The organism is Mycobacterium sp. NGS49, from assembly GCF_059812565.1.
In genome coordinates this window covers 131981-156734 of the sequence record NZ_JCALCX010000016.1, presented here as the reverse complement: position 1 = coordinate 156734, position 24754 = coordinate 131981, and the positions used below count along the sequence as shown (strand labels likewise).

General features: G+C 65.6%; 19 protein-coding genes. 4 read left to right on the top strand and 15 right to left on the bottom strand.

Annotated elements, in window-relative coordinates; translation table 11 throughout:
* From tuf to AC5Y7D_RS18605, 5 genes are all read right to left on the bottom strand, one after another.
* On the bottom strand, positions 1-1175 hold a 1175-nt coding region (gene tuf / locus AC5Y7D_RS18625; protein ID WP_499926523.1), incomplete at its 3' end, for an elongation factor Tu.
* 100 nt (positions 1176-1275) lie between these two features.
* Positions 1276-3381, bottom strand: coding sequence for an elongation factor G (gene fusA, locus AC5Y7D_RS18620; RefSeq protein ID WP_499926521.1), 2106 nt, complete (start codon positions 3379-3381; stop codon positions 1276-1278).
* Between the two features lie 68 nt (positions 3382-3449).
* Positions 3450-3920 carry a 30S ribosomal protein S7 gene (gene rpsG / locus AC5Y7D_RS18615; RefSeq protein ID WP_065046088.1) on the bottom strand — a complete coding sequence of 157 codons (471 nt, stop codon included), beginning with the start codon at positions 3918-3920 and terminating at the stop codon, positions 3450-3452.
* Complete coding sequence (gene rpsL / locus AC5Y7D_RS18610) at positions 3920-4294, bottom strand: 30S ribosomal protein S12 (RefSeq protein ID WP_055578870.1); 375 nt, start codon at positions 4292-4294, stop codon at positions 3920-3922. Before rpsL ends, rpsG begins: the two co-directional genes overlap by 1 nt.
* Before the next feature lie 371 nt (positions 4295-4665).
* A complete protein-coding gene (locus tag AC5Y7D_RS18605) occupies positions 4666-5310 on the bottom strand; it encodes a TetR/AcrR family transcriptional regulator (protein ID WP_499926519.1) in 645 nt (214 codons plus the stop codon).
* A 251-nt stretch (positions 5311-5561) separates the two neighbouring features.
* Here AC5Y7D_RS18605 and AC5Y7D_RS18600 point away from each other — a divergent pair, with 251 nt between their 5' ends.
* Together AC5Y7D_RS18600 and AC5Y7D_RS18595 are read left to right on the top strand one after the other, a co-directional pair.
* Positions 5562-5939 (top strand): DUF3060 domain-containing protein, encoded by a 378-nt coding sequence (locus AC5Y7D_RS18600; RefSeq protein ID WP_499926518.1) that lies wholly within the window; start codon positions 5562-5564, stop codon positions 5937-5939.
* A 32-nt stretch (positions 5940-5971) separates the two neighbouring features.
* Entirely contained in the window at positions 5972-6469 is a 498-nt protein-coding gene (locus AC5Y7D_RS18595) for a DUF3060 domain-containing protein (protein WP_499926517.1), read from the top strand.
* On the opposite strand, the gene AC5Y7D_RS18590 is transcribed toward AC5Y7D_RS18595, so the two are convergent.
* The 5 genes from AC5Y7D_RS18590 to AC5Y7D_RS18570 all read right to left on the bottom strand — a co-directional run bounded on the left by AC5Y7D_RS18590 (position 6466) and on the right by AC5Y7D_RS18570 (position 10956).
* Positions 6466-7233, bottom strand: a complete 768-nt coding sequence (locus tag AC5Y7D_RS18590) for a crotonase/enoyl-CoA hydratase family protein (RefSeq protein WP_499926515.1) — start codon at positions 7231-7233, stop codon at positions 6466-6468. The two genes, AC5Y7D_RS18595 and AC5Y7D_RS18590, sit on opposite strands and share 4 nt — an antisense overlap.
* On the bottom strand, positions 7230-7952 hold the full coding sequence (locus AC5Y7D_RS18585) for a PaaX family transcriptional regulator C-terminal domain-containing protein (RefSeq protein WP_499926545.1): 723 nt from the start codon (positions 7950-7952) through the stop codon (positions 7230-7232). The genes AC5Y7D_RS18590 and AC5Y7D_RS18585 overlap by 4 nt, the downstream gene beginning before the upstream one ends.
* Before the next feature lie 16 nt (positions 7953-7968).
* Entirely contained in the window at positions 7969-8907 is a 939-nt protein-coding gene (locus AC5Y7D_RS18580) for a crotonase/enoyl-CoA hydratase family protein (protein ID WP_499926514.1), read from the bottom strand.
* A 10-nt stretch (positions 8908-8917) separates the two neighbouring features.
* Positions 8918-10546: an acyl-CoA dehydrogenase family protein gene (locus AC5Y7D_RS18575; RefSeq protein WP_499926512.1), complete on the bottom strand. Its 1629-nt coding sequence runs from the start codon at positions 10544-10546 to the stop codon at positions 8918-8920.
* Positions 10547-10752: 206 nt separating this feature from the next.
* Positions 10753-10956, bottom strand: coding sequence for a hypothetical protein (locus tag AC5Y7D_RS18570; RefSeq protein ID WP_499926510.1), 204 nt, complete (start codon positions 10954-10956; stop codon positions 10753-10755).
* 86 nt (positions 10957-11042) lie between these two features.
* Here AC5Y7D_RS18570 and AC5Y7D_RS18565 point away from each other — a divergent pair, with 86 nt between their 5' ends.
* Positions 11043-11708 carry a TetR/AcrR family transcriptional regulator gene (locus AC5Y7D_RS18565; RefSeq protein ID WP_499926508.1) on the top strand — a complete coding sequence of 222 codons (666 nt, stop codon included), beginning with the start codon at positions 11043-11045 and terminating at the stop codon, positions 11706-11708.
* Between the two features lie 14 nt (positions 11709-11722).
* Here the strand turns inward: AC5Y7D_RS18565 and AC5Y7D_RS18560 are convergent, their stop codons facing one another.
* Positions 11723-12478, bottom strand: coding sequence for a deoxyribonuclease IV (locus AC5Y7D_RS18560; RefSeq protein WP_499926506.1), 756 nt, complete (start codon positions 12476-12478; stop codon positions 11723-11725).
* A gap of 53 nt (positions 12479-12531) precedes the next feature.
* On the opposite strand from AC5Y7D_RS18560, the gene AC5Y7D_RS18555 reads away from it, so the two are divergent.
* Positions 12532-14469, top strand: coding sequence for a neutral ceramidase (locus AC5Y7D_RS18555; protein WP_499926504.1), 1938 nt, complete (start codon positions 12532-12534; stop codon positions 14467-14469).
* A 32-nt stretch (positions 14470-14501) separates the two neighbouring features.
* Here AC5Y7D_RS18555 and AC5Y7D_RS18550 read toward each other — a convergent pair whose 3' ends face one another.
* The 4 genes from AC5Y7D_RS18550 to AC5Y7D_RS18535 all read right to left on the bottom strand — a co-directional run bounded on the left by AC5Y7D_RS18550 (position 14502) and on the right by AC5Y7D_RS18535 (position 24637).
* Positions 14502-15395, bottom strand: a complete 894-nt coding sequence (locus AC5Y7D_RS18550; protein ID WP_499926502.1) for a type IV toxin-antitoxin system AbiEi family antitoxin — start codon at positions 15393-15395, stop codon at positions 14502-14504.
* A 155-nt stretch (positions 15396-15550) separates the two neighbouring features.
* Positions 15551-19501: a DNA-directed RNA polymerase subunit beta' gene (locus AC5Y7D_RS18545; protein WP_499926500.1), complete on the bottom strand. Its 3951-nt coding sequence runs from the start codon at positions 19499-19501 to the stop codon at positions 15551-15553.
* Between the two features lie 55 nt (positions 19502-19556).
* Positions 19557-23042, bottom strand: coding sequence for a DNA-directed RNA polymerase subunit beta (gene rpoB, locus AC5Y7D_RS18540; protein WP_499926498.1), 3486 nt, complete (start codon positions 23040-23042; stop codon positions 19557-19559).
* A gap of 593 nt (positions 23043-23635) precedes the next feature.
* Positions 23636-24637 (bottom strand): ABC transporter ATP-binding protein, encoded by a 1002-nt coding sequence (locus tag AC5Y7D_RS18535; RefSeq protein WP_499926497.1) that lies wholly within the window; start codon positions 24635-24637, stop codon positions 23636-23638.
* Positions 24638-24754 lie beyond the last annotated feature (117 nt).

The window sequence follows — 24754 nt, the reverse complement described above, 5'->3', positions numbered from 1 at the left end:
ACGACCCGGCCGGCGCCGACGGTGCGGCCACCTTCACGGATCGCGAACCGCAGACCGTCGTCCATGGCGACGGGCTGGATCAGCTTCACCGAAATGTTGGTGTTGTCACCGGGCATCACCATTTCGGTGCCCTCCGGCAGCGTCACCACACCGGTCACGTCGGTGGTGCGGAAGTAGAACTGCGGACGGTAGTTGTTGAAGAACGGCGTGTGCCGGCCGCCCTCGTCCTTGGACAGGATGTAGACCTGGCCCTCGAACTCGGTGTGCGGGGTGGTGGTGCCGGGCTTGATCACGACCTGGCCGCGCTCGACGTCCTCGCGCTTGATCCCACGCAGCAGCAGACCGACGTTGTCACCGGCCTGGCCCTGGTCGAGCAGCTTGCGGAACATCTCCACACCGGTGACCGTGGTCTTCATGCTGGTCGGCTTGATGCCGACGATCTCGACTTCCTCGTTCACGTTGACCACGCCGCGCTCCACACGACCGGTGACCACAGTGCCACGGCCGGTGATGGTGAAGACGTCCTCGACGGGCATCAGGAACGGCTTGTCGGTGTCACGCACCGGGTCCGGGATCGACTCGTCGACCGCGTCCATCAACTGCTCGACGGACTCGACCCACTTCGCGTCGCCCTCGAGCGCCTTGAGCGCCGAGACCCGCACGACCGGGGCTTCCTCGTCGAAGTCCTGGGCGGCCAGCAACTCGCGGACCTCCAGTTCGACGAGCTCGAGCAGCTCCTCGTCGTCGACGGCGTCGGACTTGTTCAGTGCGACCAGGATGTAGGGCACGCCCACCTGACGGGCGAGCAGCACGTGCTCGCGCGTCTGCGGCATCGGGCCGTCGGTAGCGGCGACCACCAGGATCGCACCGTCCATCTGGGCGGCACCGGTGATCATGTTCTTGATGTAGTCGGCGTGGCCGGGGGCGTCGACGTGCGCGTAGTGACGCTTCTCGGTCTGGTACTCGACGTGCGCGATGTTGATCGTGATACCGCGCTGACGCTCCTCAGGCGCGTTATCGATCTGGTCGAACGCCTTGGACTCGTTCAGGTCCGGGTACTTGTCGTGCAGGACCTTGGTGATAGCCGCGGTCAGGGTGGTCTTGCCGTGGTCAACGTGACCGATGGTCCCGATGTTGACGTGCGGCTTGGTCCGCTGGAACTTCGCCTTCGCCACTTCTATGTCCTCCTGGACTGTTGGTGCTTAAAAAAGCAGTGTTGATTTTTTCTTGGTTTTGCCGCGGTCGTAACCGGGTCAGGTTACTCCCTGTCGAAATTCACTCGCCGGTTGCCTTGGCGATGATCTCCTTCGACACGTTCGCCGGAACTTCGGCGTACGAGTCGAACACCATGGAGTAGTTCGCCCGGCCTTGCGTCTTGGACCGCAGGTCGCCGACATAGCCGAACATCTCCGACAGCGGCACGTGCGCCTTGACGACACGCGCCCCTGCCCGCTCCTCCATGGCCTGAATCTGGCCACGGCGGGAGTTCAGGTCGCCGATCACATCACCCATGTAGTCCTCGGGTGTGGTGACCTCGACGGCCATGATCGGTTCCAGGATCACTGGCTGTGCTTGTGCCGCAGCCTTTTTCAGCACCTGGGAACCGGCGATCTTGAACGCCATCTCCGACGAGTCGACCTCGTGGAACGCACCGTCGAGCAGCGTGACCTTCAAGTTCACCAAGGGGTAGCCGGCCAGCACGCCGTACTGCATGGCGTCCTGGGCACCGGCGTCCACCGACGGGATGTACTCGCGAGGGATGCGCCCACCGGTGACCTTGCTCTCGAACTCGTAGGTCGCACCGTCTTCGCTGGTGAACGGCTCGATGCTGATCAGCACCTTCGCGAACTGGCCCGATCCGCCGGTCTGCTTCTTGTGCGTGAACTCGACCTTTTCCACCGTCCGCTTGATGGTCTCCTTGTACGCGACCTGCGGCTTGCCGACGTTGGCTTCCACTTTGAACTCGCGGCGCATGCGGTCCACCAGGATGTCGAGGTGCAACTCGCCCATGCCACCGATCACGGTCTGCCCGGTTTCGGCGTCTTGGTGGACCTTGAACGTCGGGTCCTCCTCGGCGAGCTTCTGGATCGACAGGCTCAGCTTCTCCTGGTCGCTCTTCGTCTTGGGCTCGATGGCCACCTCGATCACCGGATCCGGGAACGTCATCGACTCAAGCACGATCTGGTTGTTCGGGTCGGCCAGGGTGTCACCGGTGGTGGTGTCCTTGAGGCCGATCACCGCGTAGATGTGACCCGCTGAGGCGGTCTCCACCGGGTTCTCCTTGTTGGAGTGCATCTGGAACAGCTTGCCCAGTCGCTCCTTCTTGCCCTTGGTCGCATTGATGACCTGGCTGCCCGAGTCGACCTTGCCCGAGTACACCCGGACGTAGGTGAGCTTGCCGAAGAACGGGTGCGTCGCCACCTTGAACGCGAGCGCAGAGAACGGCTCGTCAGTGGACGGCTTGCGGACGATCTCGTCGTCCTCTTTGCCGGGCGGGTGGCCGACTGCCGGCGGCACGTCCAGCGGCGAGGGGAGGTAGTCGATGACGGCATCCAGCATCGGCTGCACGCCCTTGTTCTTGAACGCGCTGCCACACAGCACGGGGTACGCCTCGGAGGTGGTGGTGAGCTTGCGGATCGCGCCCTTGATCTCGGCGACGGTGAGCTCTTCTCCACCGAGGTACTTCTCCAGCAACTCTTCGTCGGTCTCGGCGACGGCCTCGAGCAGCTTGGTTCGGTACTCCTGGGCCTTCTCGGCCAGCTCTGCCGGGATCTCGATGGTGTCGTAGGTCTCGCCCAGCTTGGTTTCGCCCCGCCACACCTTGGCGTTCATCTCGACCAGGTCGACGACACCCTCGAAGTCGCCTTCGGAGCCGACGGGCAGCTGGATCGGAATGACGTTGGCGCCCAGCCGCTCCTCCATGGTCCGCACGGAGAAGTAGAAGTCGGCGCCGATCTTGTCCATCTTGTTGACGAAGCAGATGCGCGGCACGTCGTACTTGTCGGCCTGGCGCCAGACCTGCTCGGACTGGGGCTCGACGCCCTCCTTGCCGTCGAACACCGCGACGGCGCCGTCCAGGACACGCAGCGACCGCTCCACCTCGACCGTGAAGTCGACGTGGCCGGGCGTGTCGATGATGTTGATCTGGTTGTCGTTCCAGAAGCAGGTGGTAGCCGCGGAGGTGATGGTGATACCACGCTCCTGCTCCTGCTCCATCCAGTCCATCGTGGCCGCGCCGTCGTGAACCTCACCGATCTTGTAGCTGATGCCGGTGTAGTAGAGGATGCGCTCAGTCGTCGTGGTCTTGCCGGCGTCGATGTGCGCCATGATGCCGATGTTGCGGACCTTGGTCAGGTCGGTCAGCACGTCCTTCTGTGCCACAGAAGTCTTCCCACTCTTTCGTTGCTCAGTTGGCTATCGGATGCGCCAGCGACTACCGCTGGAAGCCGTCACCAGCGATAGTGCGCGAAGGCGCGGTTTGCCTCGGCCATCTTGTGGGTGTCTTCACGCCGCTTCACGGCAGCCCCAAGGCCATTGCTGGCATCCATGATCTCGTTTGCCAGGCGCTCGACCATCGTCTTCTCCCGGCGCTGCCGCGAGAAGCTGACCAGCCAGCGCAGCGCCAGCGTGGTCGACCGGTCCGGGCGTACCTCGACAGGCACCTGGTAGGTGGCACCACCGACGCGGCGGCTGCGCACCTCTAAGGCGGGCTTGACGTTGTCGAGAGCACGCTTGAGGGTGATGACGGGATCGGTGCCGGTCTTGTCGCGCGCCTGTTCGAGCGCACCATAAACAATACGCTCAGCCAGGGATTTCTTCCCCTGCAGCAGAACTTTGTTCACCAGCTGGGTGACCAGCTGCGACCCGTAGACCGGGTCGTTGACCAGTGGACGCTTGGGCGCGGGTCCCTTGCGCGGCATCAGCTCTTCTCCTTCTTGGCGCCGTAGCGACTGCGAGCCTGCTTACGGTTCTTCACACCCTGGGTGTCGAGCGAACCGCGGATGATCTTGTAGCGCACACCTGGCAGGTCCTTCACCCGGCCGCCACGTACCAGCACCATCGAGTGCTCCTGCAGATTGTGGCCCTCACCTGGGATGTACGCCGTGACCTCAACCTGACTCGTCAGCTTCACACGGGCGACCTTCCGAAGCGCCGAGTTCGGCTTCTTCGGAGTGGTGGTGTACACGCGGGTGCACACGCCACGGCGCTGCGGGCTGCCCTTGAGAGCCGCGGTTTTGACCTTGGCGACCTTGTCTCGGCGACCCTTGCGGACCAGCTGATTAATGGTTGGCATCTACCGGCTTTCTGTGTTGCTGTTCTTGTGGTGCGTGTCGAGTGCGGCGTTCAAAAGTCTCTGTACTGCAGTTATGCCCCGCCGCGGAACAACCTCATCACCCCGCGGCCGGGCGTGTCGCATGCGCATGCCCGGACAGATCATCCGTCGCATTGTGGACACGCGAATTGGCCCGGCATTTACGCCCTCACTTCAGGCGTCGTTAGCCGCCAGGCACGAGGTCCCACAATACCCGGCTGAAGTCGGGCAGGTCAAAGCGGTCGGCATCGCCGGCACGAGAGCCGCAGTAGGCTTCCGTTGTGGCGCGAGTGTGAAGCCAGCTTCACAGCCGCCTACGAGTGTGAAGCCAGCTTCACCCTCGGACCACCGAGTCAGTTCTTATCTGCCGCCTCCATGGTGCGACGATCCATGCCGGCCGCCAACCGCAGCACCATGTCGGTGAACACGGCGTCGGTGTCGATTTCGTCCATCACACCGGTCATTTCCAGCAGCACGAAACCGTGCATCGCCGACCAGAACTCCAGAGCGGCATAGAAGGCCTCCTCGCCGTGCAGGCCGTAGGACGACAACACCGCGATGACCGGCGCAGCCGCTCCCCTGGTCACGGCCGTGTACTCGGGATCGTCGCCGCCCAGTGGCATCCGGGTGAATGCGGAGTACCGCCCGGGGTGATGGTGCGCATAGCTGCGGTACGCCCCGGCCATGACCAGCACCGCGTCATCGCGGGCGCGACCCTCCCCGACCCGGTTCAGCATCGTGATGATGTCGTCGATGACCCGGATGCGCACCGCGCGGCGCAGATCCTCCAGGCTGTGGACGTGGTTGTACAACGACGGTCCCTTGGTGCCCAGTTGGGTCGCCAGCGCGTTGATGGTCAGCGAGTCCCAGCCCTCCCGGTCCAGGAACGTCAGAGCCCCGTCGACGATGCCCTCCCGGCTCAGCTTGGCCTGGCGGGCTCCGGACTTGCCGCCGCGCGCACGCCCACCACCCGACGGTGGTTCCGGCTGAGCTGCCATGGCGATTCACCCTTCGGTTGGATGGCCGGTGCTGCGCGCCCGGCCGCGCGGCGGGATGGCCAACTAATGACTCTAGTTGACCAACCCGGGTAGATCGGGTGCGGCGCTCCGTGGTCGCGGCGGCACGCGGAACGCGGAACGCGGCTCCGCCGGAAATGCGCACAGGGCTGTCGTCGCGCGGTCCGATACACGTAATCTCAATCGAGGTCTCGCCCGACAGAGACCACCCACCCAACGAAGGGGGGACCGAAGTGAAATGGACAACCGCCGTGGGGACGCTGGCTGTCTGCGCCGCGACCGTCGTTGCCGTAGCGGCCGCGACCGCTGCACCGGCGCACGCCAAGAACGGCGACACCCATATCACCGGACAGGGCGTCGAGACCACGATCGACTGCAACGACGCCACCCTCATCATCAACGGCACCGCTAATGTGGTCACCGCCAAGGGAACCTGCTGGGCGGTGACGATGATGGGGACATCCAACACGGTCATCGCCGACACGGTCGTCAACGACATCACGGTGTACGGCTATGACGGGACCGTGTTCTACAAGAACGGCGATCCGGTCATCTGGGATCGTGGCCGCGAACTGGGCATGGTCAACCGAATTCAGCGAGTTGGGCCGTGACGGTGCTGATACCCCGGAGGAAACGAGGAACTATGCGCGACAACGGAACTGCCGCCACATTCCGACTGGCCGGACTGGCCCTGACGACCGCGGCCGTGGCCGCCGCCGTCGGGCTGGCCGGCTGCAGTTCGACGGCCGGGCCGCCGGGAAGCAGCACCTCCTCCGCCAAGTCCTCGTCCACGACCACCAGCAGCGGCACCGCGGGCACGACATCCACCAGCGGCGGCGGCCCCACCATGAGCACGTCGGTCCAGGTGGGCGACACCGTCGTCTACGCATCCGTGGGCGAGACGGCCACGATCTCCTGCGAGGCGGGCAAGTCGCTGAATGTGACCGGGTCGGACAACACCCTGACCGTCAACGGCACCTGCGAGACGGTGAGCGTCGGCGGCCGGAAGAACAAAATCACCCTCGACAAGGTCAACACCCGGATCACGGTGCTCGGGATGGACAACGCCATCACCTACAAAGACGGTGACCCCGAGGTCAACGAGATCGGACCCAACAACACCGTGACCAAGGGCGGCTAACCCGCCGGAGCGCCGTGCCGGCCTGCACCGCCGGCGAACCGCCCCGCGCCCTCCAGCGCCTCGCCGGATACCCGGGAAATGCTGGCGAACTCCAGGTCCATTGCTGCGGACTCGGGCAGGCCCCACTGGTGCAGCGCGGAGAGCCGGTCCGACCGCAGACAGTGCTGTGGCAATGCGGCAAGCTCGGCCGCGAGTTCCTGGGCGGCCCGGCGCGCTTCGCCCTTGGGCACCACCCGGTTGGCCAGGCCGATCGCCAGCGCCTCGTCAGCGTTGACCGCACGGCCGGTGAGGATCATGTCCATCGCCCGGCTGTGCCCGATCAGCCGCGGCAACCGCACGGTGCCACCGTCGATGAGCGGCACTCCCCAGCGCCGGCAGAACACCCCGAACACGGCGTCTTCCCCGGCGACCCGTAGGTCGCACCACAACGCCAGCTCCAGGCCGCCGGCCACCGCATAGCCGTCGACCGCGGCGATGACGGGTTTGGACAGCATCATGCGCGACGGACCCATCGGGCCGGGACCCGTGCGATGCACCGAGTTGGCTTGCGGCGTCCCGAAGGCCTTCAAATCGGCTCCGGCGCAAAAGGTTCCGCCTTCACCGCAAAGCACCGCCACCGATGCGCTGTCGTCCCGGTCGAACCGCTCGAAGGCGGTGTAGAGCGCGGCGGCGGTCGGGCCGTTGACGGCGTTGCGGGCCTCGGGCCGGTTGATGCTGACCGTGGTGACCGCGCCGTCGCGTTCCACCCGCACCAAATCGGTCATGTCGCCTCCTGAAGTTGGTTCGTGTCACGCAGTTCCGCCAGCTCGGTGGCGAAGTCGTGGTAGGCCGCCCGCAGTTGAGCCCCCGGCCAGTTCGCGGGGAGCAGTGCCTCGGGCAGAATCGGGTCGGTATTGAGATGGCGCACCATCGCCGCGGCCGCGACGAACCTTGCGGGCATGTCGGTCGCGCGGCCGATGTCCTGCAGCAGCTGGTGACCCGCATCCGCCCAGTGGGTCAGGTCCCACAGCTGTGCGGCGAGCGCCGCCGGGGCGTCGTCGCGGGCCTGCAGCACCCGCACCCGGGCCGCGACCTCCGGCGTCAGTTCCAGGTCGAGATTGTCCGGGCGCATCCAGACGCCTTCGCGTAGTTCACTGAAACGCTTGTCATGCATGGTATTTCGCAGCGCGGCCCGGGTCCGGGCGTCGGTGCCGACGCTGGTGACGACGACCAGGTGCCAGTACCCGCGCCAGACCCGGGTACGTGGCCGCATCGCCTCGTCCTGCCGGCGCTGGCGGGCCAGCAAGCGATCCGAGAGCCGATAGCCGTCCGCGGAGCGGACCAGGTCGCCGGCACTGACCATGCGGGTCAGCGCCACCCGCAGCGTCGCCTCTCTGATACCGAAATCGGCTGTCAGCCTTACCAGGTCACTGGCCGTCGCCCACGCCGGATGCGCACCCAGCAACACGCTGAGCACCACCGACCGGGCGGTCATGCGGGCCAGCGTCCTGGTCATGGCGTTACACCTGGGACGCTTGCCGGCCGTAATCGCCGAACGGTTCGTCGCGGTGCCGGACCGCGTCGCGGAAGCCGTGCTCGACCGCGTCGGCGACGAACGCATGCCCTTCCGGCGTGTGCCGGGCCACCCCGTCGAAGACGGTGCTGACCATCCGGCTGGTGGCGACACCCTGCTGCAGCAGCGCGGAATTGAGCGCGAGTTTGATCATCACCAGCTGGTTGACGGGTAACGCGGCGATTCTGGCGACCAGCCGTTCGGTGCGCTCGTCGAGGTCCGCCGGATCGGGTGCTTCGACCGCAAGGCCCCACTCGGCTGCTTGCGCGCCGGTGATGCAGTCACCGGTGAACAGCAGCCGTTTGGCGCGCTGGTCGCCCAGCCGGTGTGCCCACAGGCCCGCGGCCGGCACACCCCAGACCCGGGTCGGCGGGTAGCCGATCTTCGCGTCGGCGGCGGCGATCACCTGATCGGCGTGCAGCGCGATGTCGGTCCCCCCGGCCACGCAGTAGCCGTGGATCTTGACGACCGTCGGTTTGTCGGCGTGCATCAGGCTGGAGAAGCCGCGCACGAACCGGCTCATCATCTGGTAGTCGATCACCGGATCCCACGGCTGGTTCGGCAGGTGGTTGATGCCCTGGGTTCTGCCGTCCAGAACCGTACCGCGGTAGCCGCCGTCGCCCCCCGCCGAAAAGGACTGCTCCGCATAGACCGACAAGTCGAAGCCCCCGCAGAAGCCGTCCCCGCGGCCGGACACCAATATCACGTGCACAGCGGGATCGAGGTCGGCGCGTTCCACCAACGCGGCAAGCTCCAGGGGCGTGTCCGTCACGATCGCATTGCCCTTCTCGGGGCGGTTGAAGGTGATCCGTGCCACCCGATCGGTCACCTCGTAGGTCATGGTTTTCAGGTTGTCGAAGTCGACGGGCCTGATCGCGTGCGTCACCAGCGTCCCCTCATCCCTTGACCAACGCGCGCTCGATGATCGGCGTCAGGTCCAGACCGCTGGGCATGGTGCCGAACGCTCCGCCCCACTGCCCCTCCAGCCGGGTGGCCAGGAAAGCTTCGGCGACCGCCGGATGGCCGTGGCGCACCAGCAGCGAGCCCTGCAGCGCCAGGCAGATGTCCTCGGCCACCCTGCGGGCGCGGTACTCGATGGTGTCCAGATCGGCCAGTTGCCGGCGCAACCGCTCGACGTGGGTGTCCTGCCGGGCGTCCTGGCCCGCGGTCTGGGCCAATTCGTCGAACAGCACCTCGACGGACTCGGGCCGAGTGACCATGGCGCGCAACGTGTCCAGGGCGCTGACGTTGCCCGAGCCCTCCCAGATACCCATCAGCGGGGCTTCGCGGTAGAGCCGCGGCATGCCGGAATCTTCGACGTAACCGTTGCCGCCCAGGCATTCCAGCGCTTCTGCGGCATGCGGCGTGGATCGCTTGCAGACCCAGTACTTGCTGGCCGCCAACCCGATGCGGCGCAACAGCGCCTCCCTCTCGTCGCCCCGGACGGCCTTGTCGGTGGCCCCGGCCATCCGCATCGCCACCATGGTGGCCGCCTCGGCCTCCACCGCCAGGTCGGCCAGCACGTTGCGCATGAGTGGCTGGTCAATCAAGTAGGCGCCGAACGCCTTTCGATGTTGCGCGTGGTAGATGGCGCGGGTCAGGCCGGTGCGCATGCTGGTGGCGCTGCCCAGGGTGCAGTCCAGGCGGGTGAGGTTGACCATCTCGATGATGGTCGGCACGCCGCGGCCCTCTTCCCCGACCAGCCACGCGGTGGCACCGTCGTACTCGACCTCGCTGGAAGCGTTGGCGTGGTTGCCCAGCTTGTCTTTGAGCCGCTGCAGGAACATTCGGTTGCGGGTCCCGTCGGGCAGGATGCGCGGCAGCATGAAGCAGGACAGTCCGCCCGGCGCCTGGGCGAGCACCAGGAAGATGTCGCACATCGGCGCCGAGGTGAACCACTTGTGGCCCCGCAGGCGGTAGGTGGCGTCAGCGTTGGGAGACGCCTCGGTGGTGCCTGCGCGCACATCGGAGCCGCCCTGTTTCTCGGTCATGGACATGCCCGCGGTGATACCGGCCTTCGTGGCGGCCGGCTTCAGCTCCGGGTCGTATTCCCGGCTGGTGAGCAGCGGCTCGTACACCGCCGCCAATTCCGGGTTGAAGCGCAGCGCGGGCACCACGGCGTAGGTCATCGAGATCGGGCAGATGTGGCCCGGCTCGACCGTCCAGACCGACGTCTTGGCGGCGCGCACCACGTGCGAGCCCGGCCGCTCGTCGGCCCAGGGCGCGGCGTGCAGGCCGTGGGCGATCGCGGTGCGCATCAGTTCGTGGTAGGCCGGGTCGTACTCCACCTCATCCACGCGGTGGCCGACCCGGTCGTGGGTGTGCAGCACGGGCCGGTTGCGGTCGGCCAACTCACCCCAACGTTGCGCCTCGCGGCTGCCCGAGATGGCCCCCAACTCGGTCACCTCATCCAGACCCCATTGGCCGCCCTCGCGAACCAGGGCCTCGATGAGGACGGGCGAGGACGCCGGGTTGTGGTTCTCCAGCGGTGGGACCTGGTTGGTCACGACGTGCGTATCTGGCATGGCACCAATGTTACATTTCTCCGACAACCGCACAATAGGTGTAATGGCCGGTCTGCATCGCTACGCCGACCGCTCGACCACCCGATCGCAGAATGAGCCCAGTACGTCCACCGTCTCCTGCGGTGTCTCGAACGGCCAGAAGTGCCCGGTATCGAACAGATGCAGACCACTGCCAGGTGGCCAACATGGCCAAAATAGCTGGGCCTTCATAAAACTCGCGCGGCTGCAAGCACTGCGGCGATCAGGCCGTCTTGCAGTCCTTCGGTAATCCGTTGCGGTTCGGCATAGGCCCAATGTGACATCGTCGTCACGGCGGATGCGCTGCGGGAGACGTTGCGTATCGCCATATTGACCACCGGCCCTTTCACGAACACGCGCGAACCGAACGTGCTGAAGATATATTCATTCAAGAACGATTATCAGCCCAGGATTAACTGAGTGAATCGTCAGAGATGAGGTAAGCTTCCATGAAGCATTCGCAGAGTGGAGCGAAACGTTGGAGACCGTCGACAAGCCGGCCAATCGCATTGAACGGCGCAAGCAGCGCACCCGCGCGGCGCTCATCACGGCTGCGCAGGAGTTCATGGCCGAGGGCACTCCGCACGTGCCGATCCAGGACATCTGCCAGGCCGCCGATGTCGGGATCGGCTCTTTCTACAACCACTTTGAGAGCAAAGAGCAGCTGTTCGACGCCGCGATCGATACCGCCCTTGATGCGCACGGCGCGCTGCTCGATGCGTTGACGGCGTCGATAGACGATCCAGCCGCGGTATTCGCCTTCAGTTTCCGGCTGACCGGGCGCATGTTTCGGCGTCCGGAGAGCCGGATGGTCCTCAATCACGGACTGGAACTCATCACCGCCGACCGGGGGCTGGCGCCGCGGGCCAGGCGCGACATCGCCGCGGCGAGCGCCTGCGGAAGGTTTCAGGTAGCCGACCCCAGACTGGCGATGGCGGTCGCCGCCGGGGCGTTGCTCGGGCTCGGACAGCTGGTACAAGCTGAACCTGAGCGGGACGCCGCCCAGGCCGCCGACCAGGTCACTGCGGACCTGCTGCGGATGTTCGGGCTATCGGCCGACGAGGCGCGCGAGTTGTGCAGCCAGCCAATGGAATTCGATGGGCTCGAGGCGGCCGAGCTGTCAGAGCCGCGTGTCAGGGGCTAGCCGGCGCACAGCCCTCAAGCGATGATGCTGTCGCGCAGGAATGCGATGTCGTCCTTGCGGCCCTCGTCGGCGGTCTCGCAGATGACTGGGGCGTCCGCGGCCTTGACGACGGCCACAAGCAACTCGGGGTCGATCTGGCCGGCGCCGAAGTTGGCGTGCCGGTCCGCCCCGGAACCCGCAGCATCCCTGGAGTCGTTGCAGTGCACCAGGTCGATACGGCCAGTCAGCGCCTTGATGCGATCCACGGCGTCGATCAGTTCCTCACCCGCCGCCCACGCGTGGCAGGTGTCCAGACAGAAGCCGACTCCCTTGTCGCCGATGCGATCCCACAGCCTGCCGATGGTGTCGAAGTAGCGGGCCATCGCATGATCGCCGCCCGCGGTGTTCTCCAGATAGATCTGCACGTCGGATTCCAGATAATCCAACGCCTTCACCCAGCGTTCGAAGCCGGCCTCCATGTCGTTGTCGTCCGCATGACCGCCATGCACGATCACGGCCGTCGCGTTGATCGCCGCCGCGGCATCGCAGGTGTCCTGCAGGATCTTGCGTGACGGAATCCGGATCCGGTTGTTGGCCGACGCGACATTGATCAGATACGGGGCATGCACATACAGCGGAATGCTGGACGTTTTCAGCACCTCGGCGTCGTCGCGCGGCTTCGGTTTCTTCCAGCTCTGTGGATTGCCGAGGAAGAACTGTACCGCGTCGGCACCGTCTGCCTGAGCGGCGGCGAGGGGGTCGTCTTGGCGGACATGTGAACCGATGAGCACTCAACCAGTCTAGTGAGGCTGCCCTGCGCAATTCGGAGCATATGGTGTTGAGCGTGACGGACGAGGCAACGCTTGCGGTCGGACTTTCGGTGGGGAGAGGCATTTCCGACATCACCGGCGAGGCCGCCGACTGCGGCATGCTCGGCTACGGCAAGACCGAACAGCGCACCGCGGGTATCCACCTGCGGCTGCGGTCGCGCGCCTTCGTGTTCGCGGCTCCGGCAGACGGCGCCCGGGTCCTGGTGGTCGTGGCCGAACTGCCGCTGCCGACGCAGAACGTCACCGACGAGGTGATACGGCGACTGATGAAGTCGTATGGCAACACCTATACGGCGCAGAACACCGTGATCACCACGACCCACACCCACTCCGGGCCCGGCGGCTACTGCGGACACCTGCTGTACAACCTGTCGACCAGCGGTTTCCGGCCGGCGACCTTTGCGGCCATCGTCGACGGCATCGTCGAGTCGGTGCAGCACGCCCATGCCGATCTCGCGCCCGCACAGGTGACGCTGTCGCACGGGGAATTGCGCGGGGCCAGCATCAACCGCTCACCGGCCGCCTTCGACCGCAACCCGGCATCCGACCGGGAACACTTCCCTGGCCGCATCGATCCCCACACCACGCTGGTGCAGCTCAATCGCGGCGACAAAACCGTGGGCACAATCCATTTCTTTCCCACCCACGGCACCAGCATGACCAATCGCAACCTGCTCATCTCCTCAGACAACAAGGGTTTCGCCGCCTATCACTGGGAGCGCACCATCCGCGGCGCGGACTACCTCGCCGGCCAGCCCGACTTCATCGCCGCGTTCGCCCAGACCAACCCCGGCGACATGAGCCCGCACATCGAAGGACCCGTCGCATACGGACCGTCAAGGGCCCGAGACGAATTGGAGAACACCCGGCACATCGGCCTGTCTCAGTTCAGCGACGCTCTCGCCCAACTCGACACCGGGACACCCATCGGCACCGACGTCGACTCCCGGCTGACCTACGTCGATCTCAGCAACGTGTCGGTCCGCGGCGAGTACACCCCCGACGGCCGGGAGCACCGCACCGGGCGGCCCATGATCGCCGCCGCGATGTTCGCCGGGACCGACGAGGGCGAGGGCTTCAGCGGCTTTCACCAGGGACGAAACCCTTTCTGGGACAAGCTTTCCCGCGGTATCTACCGGATTGCGGGGAAGCTGCGTGCGGCGCAGGAGCCCAAGGGCATGGTGATCCCGGCGCACGCACTCAACCGGTTGCAGCCGTTCATTCAGGAGATCGTTCCGGTGCAGCTGCTGCGGATCGGGCGCCTCTATCTGATCAGCATCCCCGGCGAACCGACGATCGTCTCGGGACTCAGATTGCGTCGCACGGTGGCGTCGATTGTCGGCGCCGATCTGGATGACGTGCTGTGCATGGGTTACTGCAACGCCTACATCCATTACGTGACCACTCCGGAGGAGTATCTGGAACAGCGGTACGAGGGCGGCAGCACCCTGTTCGGGCGCTGGGAGTTACCGGCGCTCATGCAGACCGTCGCCGGGCTCGCCGAAGCCATGCGGGACGGCCGTCCGGTACCGCACACGGCCGGCCCCCGGTCCCGCAGGCCACCAAGCTGGCTGCGCACCGCCCCGGCAGACACCGGCTCGTTCGGCGCGATCGTCGCCGCGCCCGCCGCGATCTATCACCCGGGCGAGTCGGTGGAAACCGTGTTCGCCAGCGCCTCGCCCAGCAACGACGTCCACCGCAACCGGACCTTTCTCGAAGTGGTCCGCCTCGCGGGTGACCGATGGGTCCGAGTGGCCGACGACGGCGACTGGTCGACCACCTTCGAGTGGCAGCGCGAAGGACGCAGCGGGTCACACGTGCGGATCCGGTGGGACATTCCCGACGATGCCGCGCCCGGGCATTACCGCATCGTCCATCATGGGATGGCCCGCGACAGCTACGGCAGGCTCGAACCCTTTCAGGCGACCACGCACGAGTTCGCGGTGGGCTAAGTTTGGCGCGAGCAGACGTTAAAGCCCCTAATTCAGGCGCTTAATTGGGCGCCTTTGCGTCTGTTCGCCAGGTGATATTTCAGACGGTCGGCAAGCCCGACGGGGTCGCCGCGCACGTCGTCGACGGTGATCGGTATCCCAAGCCAGCCGCATTCCTGTAGTCGCGCGGTTTTCAGCCGGTCGTGCAAGAGGGCTTCGCGGCCCAAATGCCACCGCACACTGTCGTACTCGGCGTAGACCATGGCCTCGGGCCAGGCGAAGTCGACACGCCAGAGCTTGCCGTAGTCGTCGGTGATGTTGTGCTGCAGGTCGGGCTTGGGAACCTTGTTGTCGATGAACACCAGTCGCGTCTCGCTTTCCATCGGCGACTCGGCGCGCCCGTCAGCGTGCACAATCAACTCCCGCACTCTGACGATGCCGCGTCGGCCCCTCTGCTCGCGGATCGCCGCGTCGAGTTCGCCTCTGCTGCATGCCCTGACGTGCAAGGCAGCGTCCAGCGTGGCGAGACTGCGTCGCCGCGGCAAAGACCGTGCGACCTCGATCGCTGTCCAAGACGGCGCGGTCGCCAGCCGGCCCTCCACACGTCGAAGCGGTGCGCCGACTCGCTGATGCACCATGAGACCCGCGGACGGCCGCATGCGCACTCCCGGGTCGAGGATGTGCAGGCGCGAATTACCCTCGGTGTCAAAGCCGTACAGTGCCGCGGCGGTACTCATGCAGGCGACGATCGGTTCACGGGCAAGCAGGTCCAGGGCAGCCAACTGCTCGAACACGTCCGGTTCGTGTAGGCCGTAGACACCGTGACAGACCCGAATCAGCTTGCCGGATTTCACAAGCCATGCCAGGCGTTTGCGAGTCAAGGTGGTCAGCAACTGGCCAGTCGTCGCGAGTCCGCCGTTGGCCCGCAGAGCACTTTCGATGTCCATGGACCGGATGATGACGAAGAGTGCGCGACGACATCTGCCAGAAGTGAGCCTGGTGGGACGTACTGTGGATAGCCGCTTGGATGGGGATGTGCCAACAGACGCAGAAGCCCCACATTTCCGGAGGAAATGGGGGCTTCTGCGTCTGCTCGCGATAATTACCGGTAGTCGCTGTAGCCGTAGTCGTCCAGCGGAACCGCGGCACCGGTCGCCTGACCGAAGTCCGGGCTGTAGTACTGGTCCTCGTACGACGGGATCGTGTACGCGGCGGCCCGGGCTTCCTCGGTCGGCTGCACCTGGATGTTGCGGTAGCGGTTGATACCGGTACCGGCCGGGATCAGCTTTCCGATGATCACGTTCTCCTTCAGACCCTGCAGCTTGTCGCTGCGGCAGTTGATCGCCGCATCGGTCAGCACTCGCGTGGTCTCCTGGAACGACGCCGCGCTCAGCCACGAGTCGGTGGCCAGCGACGCCTTCGTGATACCCATCAGCACCGGACGGCCGGCGGCGGGCTCGCCGCCTTCGGCCACCACCCGGCGGTTGGACGCCTCGAACTCCGCACGGTCGATCAACGAGCCGGGCAGGAACTCCGTCGAGCCCGAGTCGATGATGGTCACGCGGCGCAGCATCTGGCGCACGATCACCTCGATGTGCTTGTCGTGGATCGACACACCCTGAGCCCGGTAGACCTCCTGGACCTCGCGGACCAGGTGGATCTGCACCTCACGCGGGCCCTGCACACGCAGCACCTCGTGCGGGTCGGCCGAGCCTTCCATCAGCTGCTGGCCCACCTCGACGTGGTCGCCGTCGGCGAGCACCCGCTCGGAACCGTCCTCGTGCTTGAACACCCGCAGGCGCTGACGCTTGGACAGCTTGTCGTAGACCACTTCCTCGCCGCCGTCGTCGGGAACGACGGTGATCTTGTAGAAGCGCTCACCGTCCTCGAGCCGCACCCGGCCGGTGACATCGGCGATCGGTGCCTTCCCACGCGGGATCCGGGCCTCGAACAGCTCCTGGACACGCGGCAGACCGCCGGTGATGTCCTCACCCACACCACCCTGGTGGAAGGTACGCATGGTCAGCTGCGTGCCGGGCTCACCGATGGACTGGGCGGCCACGATGCCGACGGCCTCGCCGATGTCGACCAGCTTGCCGGTGGCCATCGAGCGTCCGTAGCAGGTGGCGCAGACTCCGGTGCCGGTGGTGCAGGTCAGCACCGAACGCACCTTGATCTGCGTGATCCCCGCCGCCAGCAGGGCCTCGATCGACGGGTCGCCCAGGTCCTCACCGCGCGCGACGACGACATTGCCGGCCTCGTCGACCGCGTCGGCACCCAGAGTCCGTGCGTACGCCGAGGTTTCGATGTACGGGTCGCGGATGAGGGTTCCGTCGGGCTGACGCTCGGCCAGTTCGACGACGATGCCGCGCTCGGTCTGGCAGTCGTGCTCGCGCACGATCACGTCCTGGCTGACGTCCACCAGACGACGGGTCAGGTAGCCGGAGTCGGCGGTACGCAATGCGGTGTCCGCCAAGCCCTTTCGAGCCCCGTGGGTGTTGATGAAGTACTCCAGCACGGTCAGGCCCTCGCGGAACGAAGACTTGATCGGGCGTGGGATGAACTCACCCTTGGGGTTGGTCACCAGACCCTTCATGCCGGCCAGCGTTCGGGTCTGGGTGAAGTTACCGGTGGCGCCCGACTCCACGATCGTGATGATCGGGTTGTCACTCGGGTAGTGCTCCCGCAGCGCCTGACCGACCTCGTCGGTGGCTTCCTTCCAGATCTCGACCAGGGCCTCGTTGCGTTCGTCGTGGTTCAACGCGCCACGCTGGAACTGCTTCTCGACCTTCTCCGCGCGCTCTTCGTAGGCGTCCAGAATCTCCTTCTTGCGCGGCGGCACCAGCACGTCGGCCATCGAGACCGTGACGCCGCTCCGGGTCGCCCAGTAGAAGCCGGCGTCCTTGAGCTTGTCGACGGTCTGCGCGACCACGATCATCGGGTAACGCTCGGCCAGGTCGTTGATGATCGCGGCCTGCACCTTCTTGTGCATCTGCTTGTTCACGAACGGGTAGCCCAGCGGCAGCAGCTCGTTGAACAGCACCCGGCCCAGCGTCGTCTCGGCGACCCAGGCATCGCCGGGGTGCCAGCCGTTGGCGCCGAACAACTCGGCCTCCAGCTCGGCCGGCGGACGCAACTGGGTCAGCCGCACCTTGATCTTCGCCCGTACCGAAAGCACCCCGCGGTCGGCGGCCATGATGGCCTCGGCCGGCGAGGAGTAGACACCGGTCTCCGACTGGTCGGTCGACGCGGGCTGGAACTCACCCTTGTCGCCGGCAACCTCGGTGGTCAGGAAGAACAGCCCGGTCACCATGTCCAGTCGCGGCATGGCCAGCGGGCGGCCTGAGGCGGGCGACAGGATGTTGTTCGACGACAGCATCAGGATGCGCGCCTCGGCCTGAGCCTCCGCGCTCAGCGGCAGGTGCACCGCCATCTGGTCACCGTCGAAGTCGGCGTTGAACGCCTCACACACCAACGGGTGCAGCTGAATGGCCTTGCCCTCCACCAGCATCGGCTCGAAGGCCTGGATGCCCAATCGGTGCAGCGTGGGTGCGCGGTTGAGCAGCACGGGGTGCTCGGAGATGACCTCTTCGAGGACGTCCCACACCTGCGGACGCTGACGCTCGACCATCCGCTTGGCGCTCTTGATGTTCTGCGCGTGGTTGAGGTCGACCAGCCGCTTCATCACGAACGGCTTGAACAGCTCGAGCGCCATCAGTTTGGGCAGACCGCACTGGTGCAGCTTGAGCTGCGGGCCGACCACGATGACCGAACGGCCCGAGTAGTCGACGCGCTTGCCGAGCAGGTTCTGACGGAACCGGCCCTGCTTGCCCTTGAGCAGATCGGACAACGACTTCAGCGGCCGGTTGCCCGGCCCCGTAACAGGTCTGCCGCGCCGTCCGTTGTCGAACAGCGCGTCCACCGACTCCTGCAGCATCCGCTTCTCGTTGTTGACGATGATCTCGGGCGCACCGAGGTCGATCAGCCTCTTGAGGCGGTTGTTGCGGTTGATCACGCGACGGTACAGGTCGTTGAGGTCTGAGGTGGCGAACCGGCCACCGTCGAGCTGGACCATCGGGCGCAGTTCCGGCGGGATCACCGGGACGGCGTCCAGGACCATGCCCATCGGCGAGTTGCCCGACTGCTGGAAGGCGGCGACCACCTTCAGGCGCTTGAGGGCACGAAGCTTCTTCTGGCCCTTGCCACTACGAATGACCTCACGCAGGTTCTCGGCCTCGGCGTCGATGTCGAAGTTCTCGATCAGCTTCTGGATCGACTCCGCGCCCATGGCACCGGTGAAGTATTCGCCGTAGCGGTCCTGCAGCTCGCGGTAGAGGTTCTCGTCGACGATCAGCTGCTTGGGGGCCAGCTTGGTGAAGGTGTTCCAGATGTCCTCCAGCCGGTCCAGCTCGCGCTGGGCGCGGTCGCGCAGCTGACGCATCTCGCGCTCGCCGCCGTCCCGCACCTTGCGCTTGGCGTCGGCCTTGGCGCCCTCGGCCTCCAGCTCGGCCAGGTCGGCCTCCAGCTTCTGCGCGCGGGCCTCCAGGTCGGCATCGCGCTGATCCTCGACGGCCTTGCGCTCCACCACCATCTCGGCTTCGAGCGTGGACAGCTCGTTGTGCCGCATCTCGTCGTCGACCGCGGTGATCACGTAGGCGGCGAAGTAGATGATCTTTTCCAGGTCCTTGGGGGCCAGGTCCAGCAGGTACCCCAGGCGCGAAGGCACGCCCTTGAAGTACCAGATGTGAGTCACCGGGGCGGCCAGCTCGATGTGCCCCATCCGCTCACGGCGCACCTTGGCCCGAGTCACCTCGACACCGCAGCGCTCACAGATGATGCCCTTGAAGCGCACCCGCTTGTACTTGCCGCAGTAGCACTCCCAGTCGCGAGTCGGCCCGAAGATCTTCTCGCAGAACAGGCCGTCCTTTTCGGGCTTGAGCGTGCGGTAGTTGATGGTCTCCGGCTTCTTGACCTCGCCGTAGGACCACTGACGGATGTCCTCCGCGGTCGCCAGGCCGATTCGGAGTTCATCGAAGAAGTTGACGTCTAACACGTAACTCCCTTTCCCCTTGCGGGTTTAGTGACTGAAAAGCTGGTTCCTAAGAAGATCAGGCAAGGTCCTCGACAGACGCGGATTCGTTGCGCGACAAGTTGATTCCGAGGTTGGCCGCGGCCCGCTCAAGGTCTTCGTCTTCGCCTTCGCGCAGCTCGATCGCCGCACCGTCGCTGGAGAGCACCTCGACGTTGAGGCACAGCGACTGCAACTCCTTGAGCAGCACCTTGAACGACTCCGGAATCCCCGGCTCGGGGATGTTCTCGCCCTTGACGATGGCCTCGTAGACCTTCACCCGCCCGACGGTGTCGTCGGACTTGATGGTCAACAACTCCTGCAGCGTGTAGGCCGCGCCATAGGCCTGCATGGCCCAGCACTCCATCTCACCGAATCGCTGGCCACCGAACTGCGCCTTACCGCCCAGCGGCTGCTGGGTGATCATCGAGTACGGGCCGGTGGAGCGGGCGTGGATCTTGTCGTCCACCAGGTGGTGCAGCTTCATGATGTACATGTAGCCGACCGTGACCGGGTACGGGAACGGCTCACCGCTGCGCCCGTCGAACAGCACGGCCTTGCCGTCGCCGTTGACCATCACGTCGCCGTCGCGGTTGGGCAGCGTGCAGGACAGCAGGCCCTGCAGCTCCTCTTCCTTGGCGCCGTCGAACACCGGGGTCGACACGATCTGGTTCGGCGCAGCGTGCCGCAGGTCCTCCGGCAGGTTGGCCGCCCAGTCCGGGGCACCCTCGATGTTCCAGCCGGCCTTGGCCACCCACCCGAGGTGGGTCTCCAGGATCTGGCCGATGTTCATCCGTCGCGGCACACCGTGGGTGTTCAGGATGATGTCCACCGGGGTGCCGTCCGGCATGAACGGCATGTCCTCCACCGGCAGGATCTTGCCGATGACGCCCTTGTTGCCGTGCCGTCCGGCCAGCTTGTCGCCGTCGGAGATCTTGCGCTTCTGGGCGACGTAGACCCGGACCAGCTCGTTGACGCCGGCGGGCAGCTCGTCGTCGTCCTCGCGGGAGAACACCCGGATGCCGATGACCTTGCCGGACTCACCGTGCGGCACCTTCAGAGAGGTGTCGCGGACCTCGCGGGCCTTCTCACCGAAGATGGCGCGCAACAGCCGCTCCTCCGGAGTCAGCTCGGTCTCACCCTTCGGGGTGACCTTGCCGACCAGGATGTCGCCGTCCCGGACCTCGGCGCCGATGCGCACGATGCCGCGCTCGTCCAGGTCCGCCAGCACCTCGTCGGAGACGTTCGGGATGTCCCGGGTGATCTCCTCGGCGCCCAGCTTGGTGTCGCGGGCGTCGATCTCGTGCTCCTCGATGTGAATCGAGGTCAGCACGTCCTCTTCGACGAGGCGGTTGGACAGGATGATGGCGTCCTCGTAGTTGTGACCCTCCCACGGCATGACGGCCACCAGCAGGTTCTTACCCAGGGCCATCTCACCGTTCTCGGTGCACGGGCCGTCGGCGATCACCTGGCCGGCTTCCACCCGGTCCCCGGCGTCCACGATCGGCGACTGGTTGGCGCAGGTGCCGTGGTTGGATCGGGCGAACTTGCGCATCCGGTAGGTACGCCGGGTGCCGGTGTCATGCATGACGGTGATGTAGTCCGCCGACACCTCTTCGATGACGCCGGCCTCTTCGGCCACCACCACGTCGCCGGCGTCGATCGCCGCCCGCAGCTCCATCCCGGTGCCCACCAGCGGTGCCTCGCTGCGGACCAGCGGAACCGCCTGGCGCTGCATGTTGGCACCCATCAGGGCACGGTTGGCGTCGTCGTGCTCGAGGAACGGAATCATCGCCGTGGCCACCGACACCATCTGGCGCGGTGAGACGTCCATGTAGTCCACCTCGGAGGAGGGCACGTACTCGACCTCGCCCGCCTTGCGGCGGACCAGCACACGCGGCTCGATGAAGCGGCCGTCGTTGTCGATCGGCGAGTTGGCCTGCGCCACGACGTGGCGGTCCTCCTCGTCAGCGGTCAGGTAGTGGATCTCGTCGGACACCACCCCGTCCACGACCTTCCGGTACGGCGTCTCGATGAAGCCGAACGGATTGACCCGCGCGTACACCGACAGCGAGCCGATCAGACCGATGTTCGGACCTTCCGGGGTCTCGATCGGGCACATGCGGCCGTAGTGCGACGGGTGGACGTCACGCACTTCCAGACCCGCACGCTCACGCGACAGACCACCCGGTCCCAGCGCCGACAGACGCCGCTTGTGGGTGAGACCCGACAGCGGGTTGTTCTGGTCCATGAACTGCGAGAGCTGGCTGGTGCCGAAGAACTCCTTGATCGCGGCCACGACCGGCCGGATGTTGATCAGGGTCTGCGGCGTGATCGCCTCGACGTCCTGGGTGGTCATCCGCTCGCGGACGACGCGCTCCATCCGGGACATGCCGACCCGGATCTGGTTCTGGATCAGCTCGCCCACGGTGCGCAGCCGGCGGTTGCCGAAGTGGTCGATGTCGTCGGTCTCCACCGGCACCTCGGTGCCGCCCGGAACCGTCATCGTGTGCTGGCCCTCGTGCAGGCGGACCAGGTACTCGATGGTGGCGACGACGTCCTCTTCGGTCAGCGTCGAGCTGGTGATCGGATCGCCGACATGCAGGCCGAGCTTCTTGTTGACCTTGTAACGGCCCACCCGGGCCAGGTCGTAACGCTTCTCCTTGAAGAACAGGTTCTCCAGCAGGGTCTGCGCGGACTCCTTGGTGGGCGGTTCGCCCGGTCGCAGCTTGCGGTAGATGTCCAGCAGCGCCTCGTCGGTGCCGGCGGTGTTGTCCTTCTCCAAGGTCCCCATCATGATCTCGGAGAAACCGAACCGCTCATGGATCTGCTCGTTGGTCCACCCCAGGGCCTTGAGCAGCACGGTGACGGGTTGGCGGCGCTTGCGGTCGATACGCACGCCGACGGTGTCGCGCTTGTCGACATCGAACTCCAGCCAGGCGCCGCGGCTGGGGATCACCTTCACGCTGTGCAGCGTCTTTTCGGTGGACTTGTCGATCGTCTCGTCGAAGTACACACCCGGCGAGCGGACCAGCTGGCTGACGACGACACGCTCGGTGCCGTTGATGATGAAGGTGCCCTTCTCGGTCATCATCGGGAAGTCACCCATGAACACCGTCTGGCTCTTGATCTCACCGGTGTTGTTGTTGATGAACTCCGCCGTGACGAACAGCGGAGCCGCGTAGGTCATGTCCTTGTCTTTGCACTCGTCAACCGGCGCCTTGACCTCGTCAAAGCGCGGGTCGGAGAACGACAGCGACATCGAGCCGGAGAAGTCCTCGATCGGTGAGAGCTCGTCGAGCACCTCTTCGAGGCCGCCCTTGGGGCTGACCTCGCCGCGCTCGAGCGCACGCTCCCGCCAACCCTGCGAGCCGATCAGCCACTCGAAAGAGTCGGTCTGAACGTCAAGCAGCCCCGGAACCTCAAGCGGTTCACGGAGCTTGGCGAAAGAAACGCGGTTCGGCGCCCCAGGTACGGAGTTGTTCGGGCTCTGGCGGAAATCAGCCAAGATGCATCCTTCCAGCACCTCGTGCGACGTACGAGAAACCCTGGTAGGGGCCGTGAGAGCCGGTGTGACCCGGTGCCCACCAAAGCCTGTTCGCCGCAGATAATTGTGTCGGTTCGGCTGGCGGACGAACTGTCCGGGTCTCACGCACGCAACTGAATAGCTGAGCCACGGGTTGTGGAGCTCAGGCTAAGACCACGATGTCTTTAGCGGCCAAGAGGCGATTGTGAGGTGGGCAGGAAGTAGCCAGCGCAACGTCCAACGATAGCGCAGACGCGCGCATTCCTCAAATACCCACAACAACTAGCAGTCATACCTTCGTCCTCGGACTTATGGCGACTGACGGCGCTGGCTGGCGACCTCGAGTTGCCCGTGGACAGATACGACACATGCTGCCCAACAGATTGACCCGTTTGGGCCTCGTCGTCAAGGGGTGCGCGCGGCAAGTTGTGGGAAGTTGTGGTGAATTGACGGGGCACCCCACCCGGTGAACTGGGAGCGGCGCCAACCCCTGGCGAGCGGCATAACAAACCGATTCCGGCGTAAAAGAATCAATCCGAGCGCAAGCCGTGGGCGCGGTTGGTTCCCCGAACGCGTGGCGTCCGGGCCCGGGATCAGAACCCGTGCGCCGGCGCCTGGGTGCCTTCGAGGTCCTCGAGGATGGCCGCCTGCGCGTCTTTGGGCAACGTGTGCAACATCGCCCGCACCCGGGCCTGACGGCGGGCGACGGCTTTACGTTCGGGCATGCCGGGCGATGCCACGATCTGCGGCGGCACGCCCTCGATCTCCTCCACACCACCGGCGTGCTGGCCGGCGTCGAGCGCGGCCTGCTCCTCGGCCATGGTGGCCTCGTCCTTCTCCTCGGACATACCGATAGGCCCGATACGGCGGCCGTTGAGGAACTGCCGCACCACCGGTTCATCGCTGGTCAGCAGCACTTCGCGGGGCCCGAACATGACCAGGTGCTTACGGAAGAGCATGCCCATGTTGTCCGGCACGGTCCGGGCGATGTTGATGTTGTGCGTCACGATGAGGATGGTGGCGTCGATCTGGGCGTTGATGTCCATGATCAGCTGGCTCAGGTACGCGGTACGGACCGGGTCCAGACCCGAGTCGGGCTCGTCGCAGAGGATGATCTGCGGGTCCAGCACCAGGGCCCGGGCCAGGCCGGCACGCTTGCGCATACCACCGGAGATCTCACCGGGGAACTTCTTCTCGTCCCCACCGAGACCCACCATCGTCAGCTTCTCCATGACGATGTCGCGGATTTCCTTTTCCTTCTTCTTGGTGTGCTCACGCAAGGGGAAGGCGGTGTTGTCGTAGAGGTTCATCGAACCGAACAGCGCGCCGTCCTGGAACAGCACGCCGAACAGAGTGCGGATCTCGTACAGCTCTTTCGCCGAGCACTCGATGATGTCGGTGCCGTCGATGATGATTGAGCCCCGCTCCGGACGCAGCAGACCGATCAGGGACTTGAGGAAAACCGACTTGCCGGTACCCGACGGGCCCAGGAGGACGCTGACCTCCCCGGAAGGGATCTCGAGCGTGACGTCTTCCCAGATCCTCGAGGATCCGAAGGACTTCGTGAGTCCGTTGACCTCGATGCTGACGCCCATGGGAAATCCTTCCGTCAACGCGCAAATTCGCCACCAGGCCCCGTGTGGCTTGAGTCACTGTAGCGCACGCCCGGTGCGCTACATCAGGGTTGCAAAGATAACGATCTGCAGGGCGAC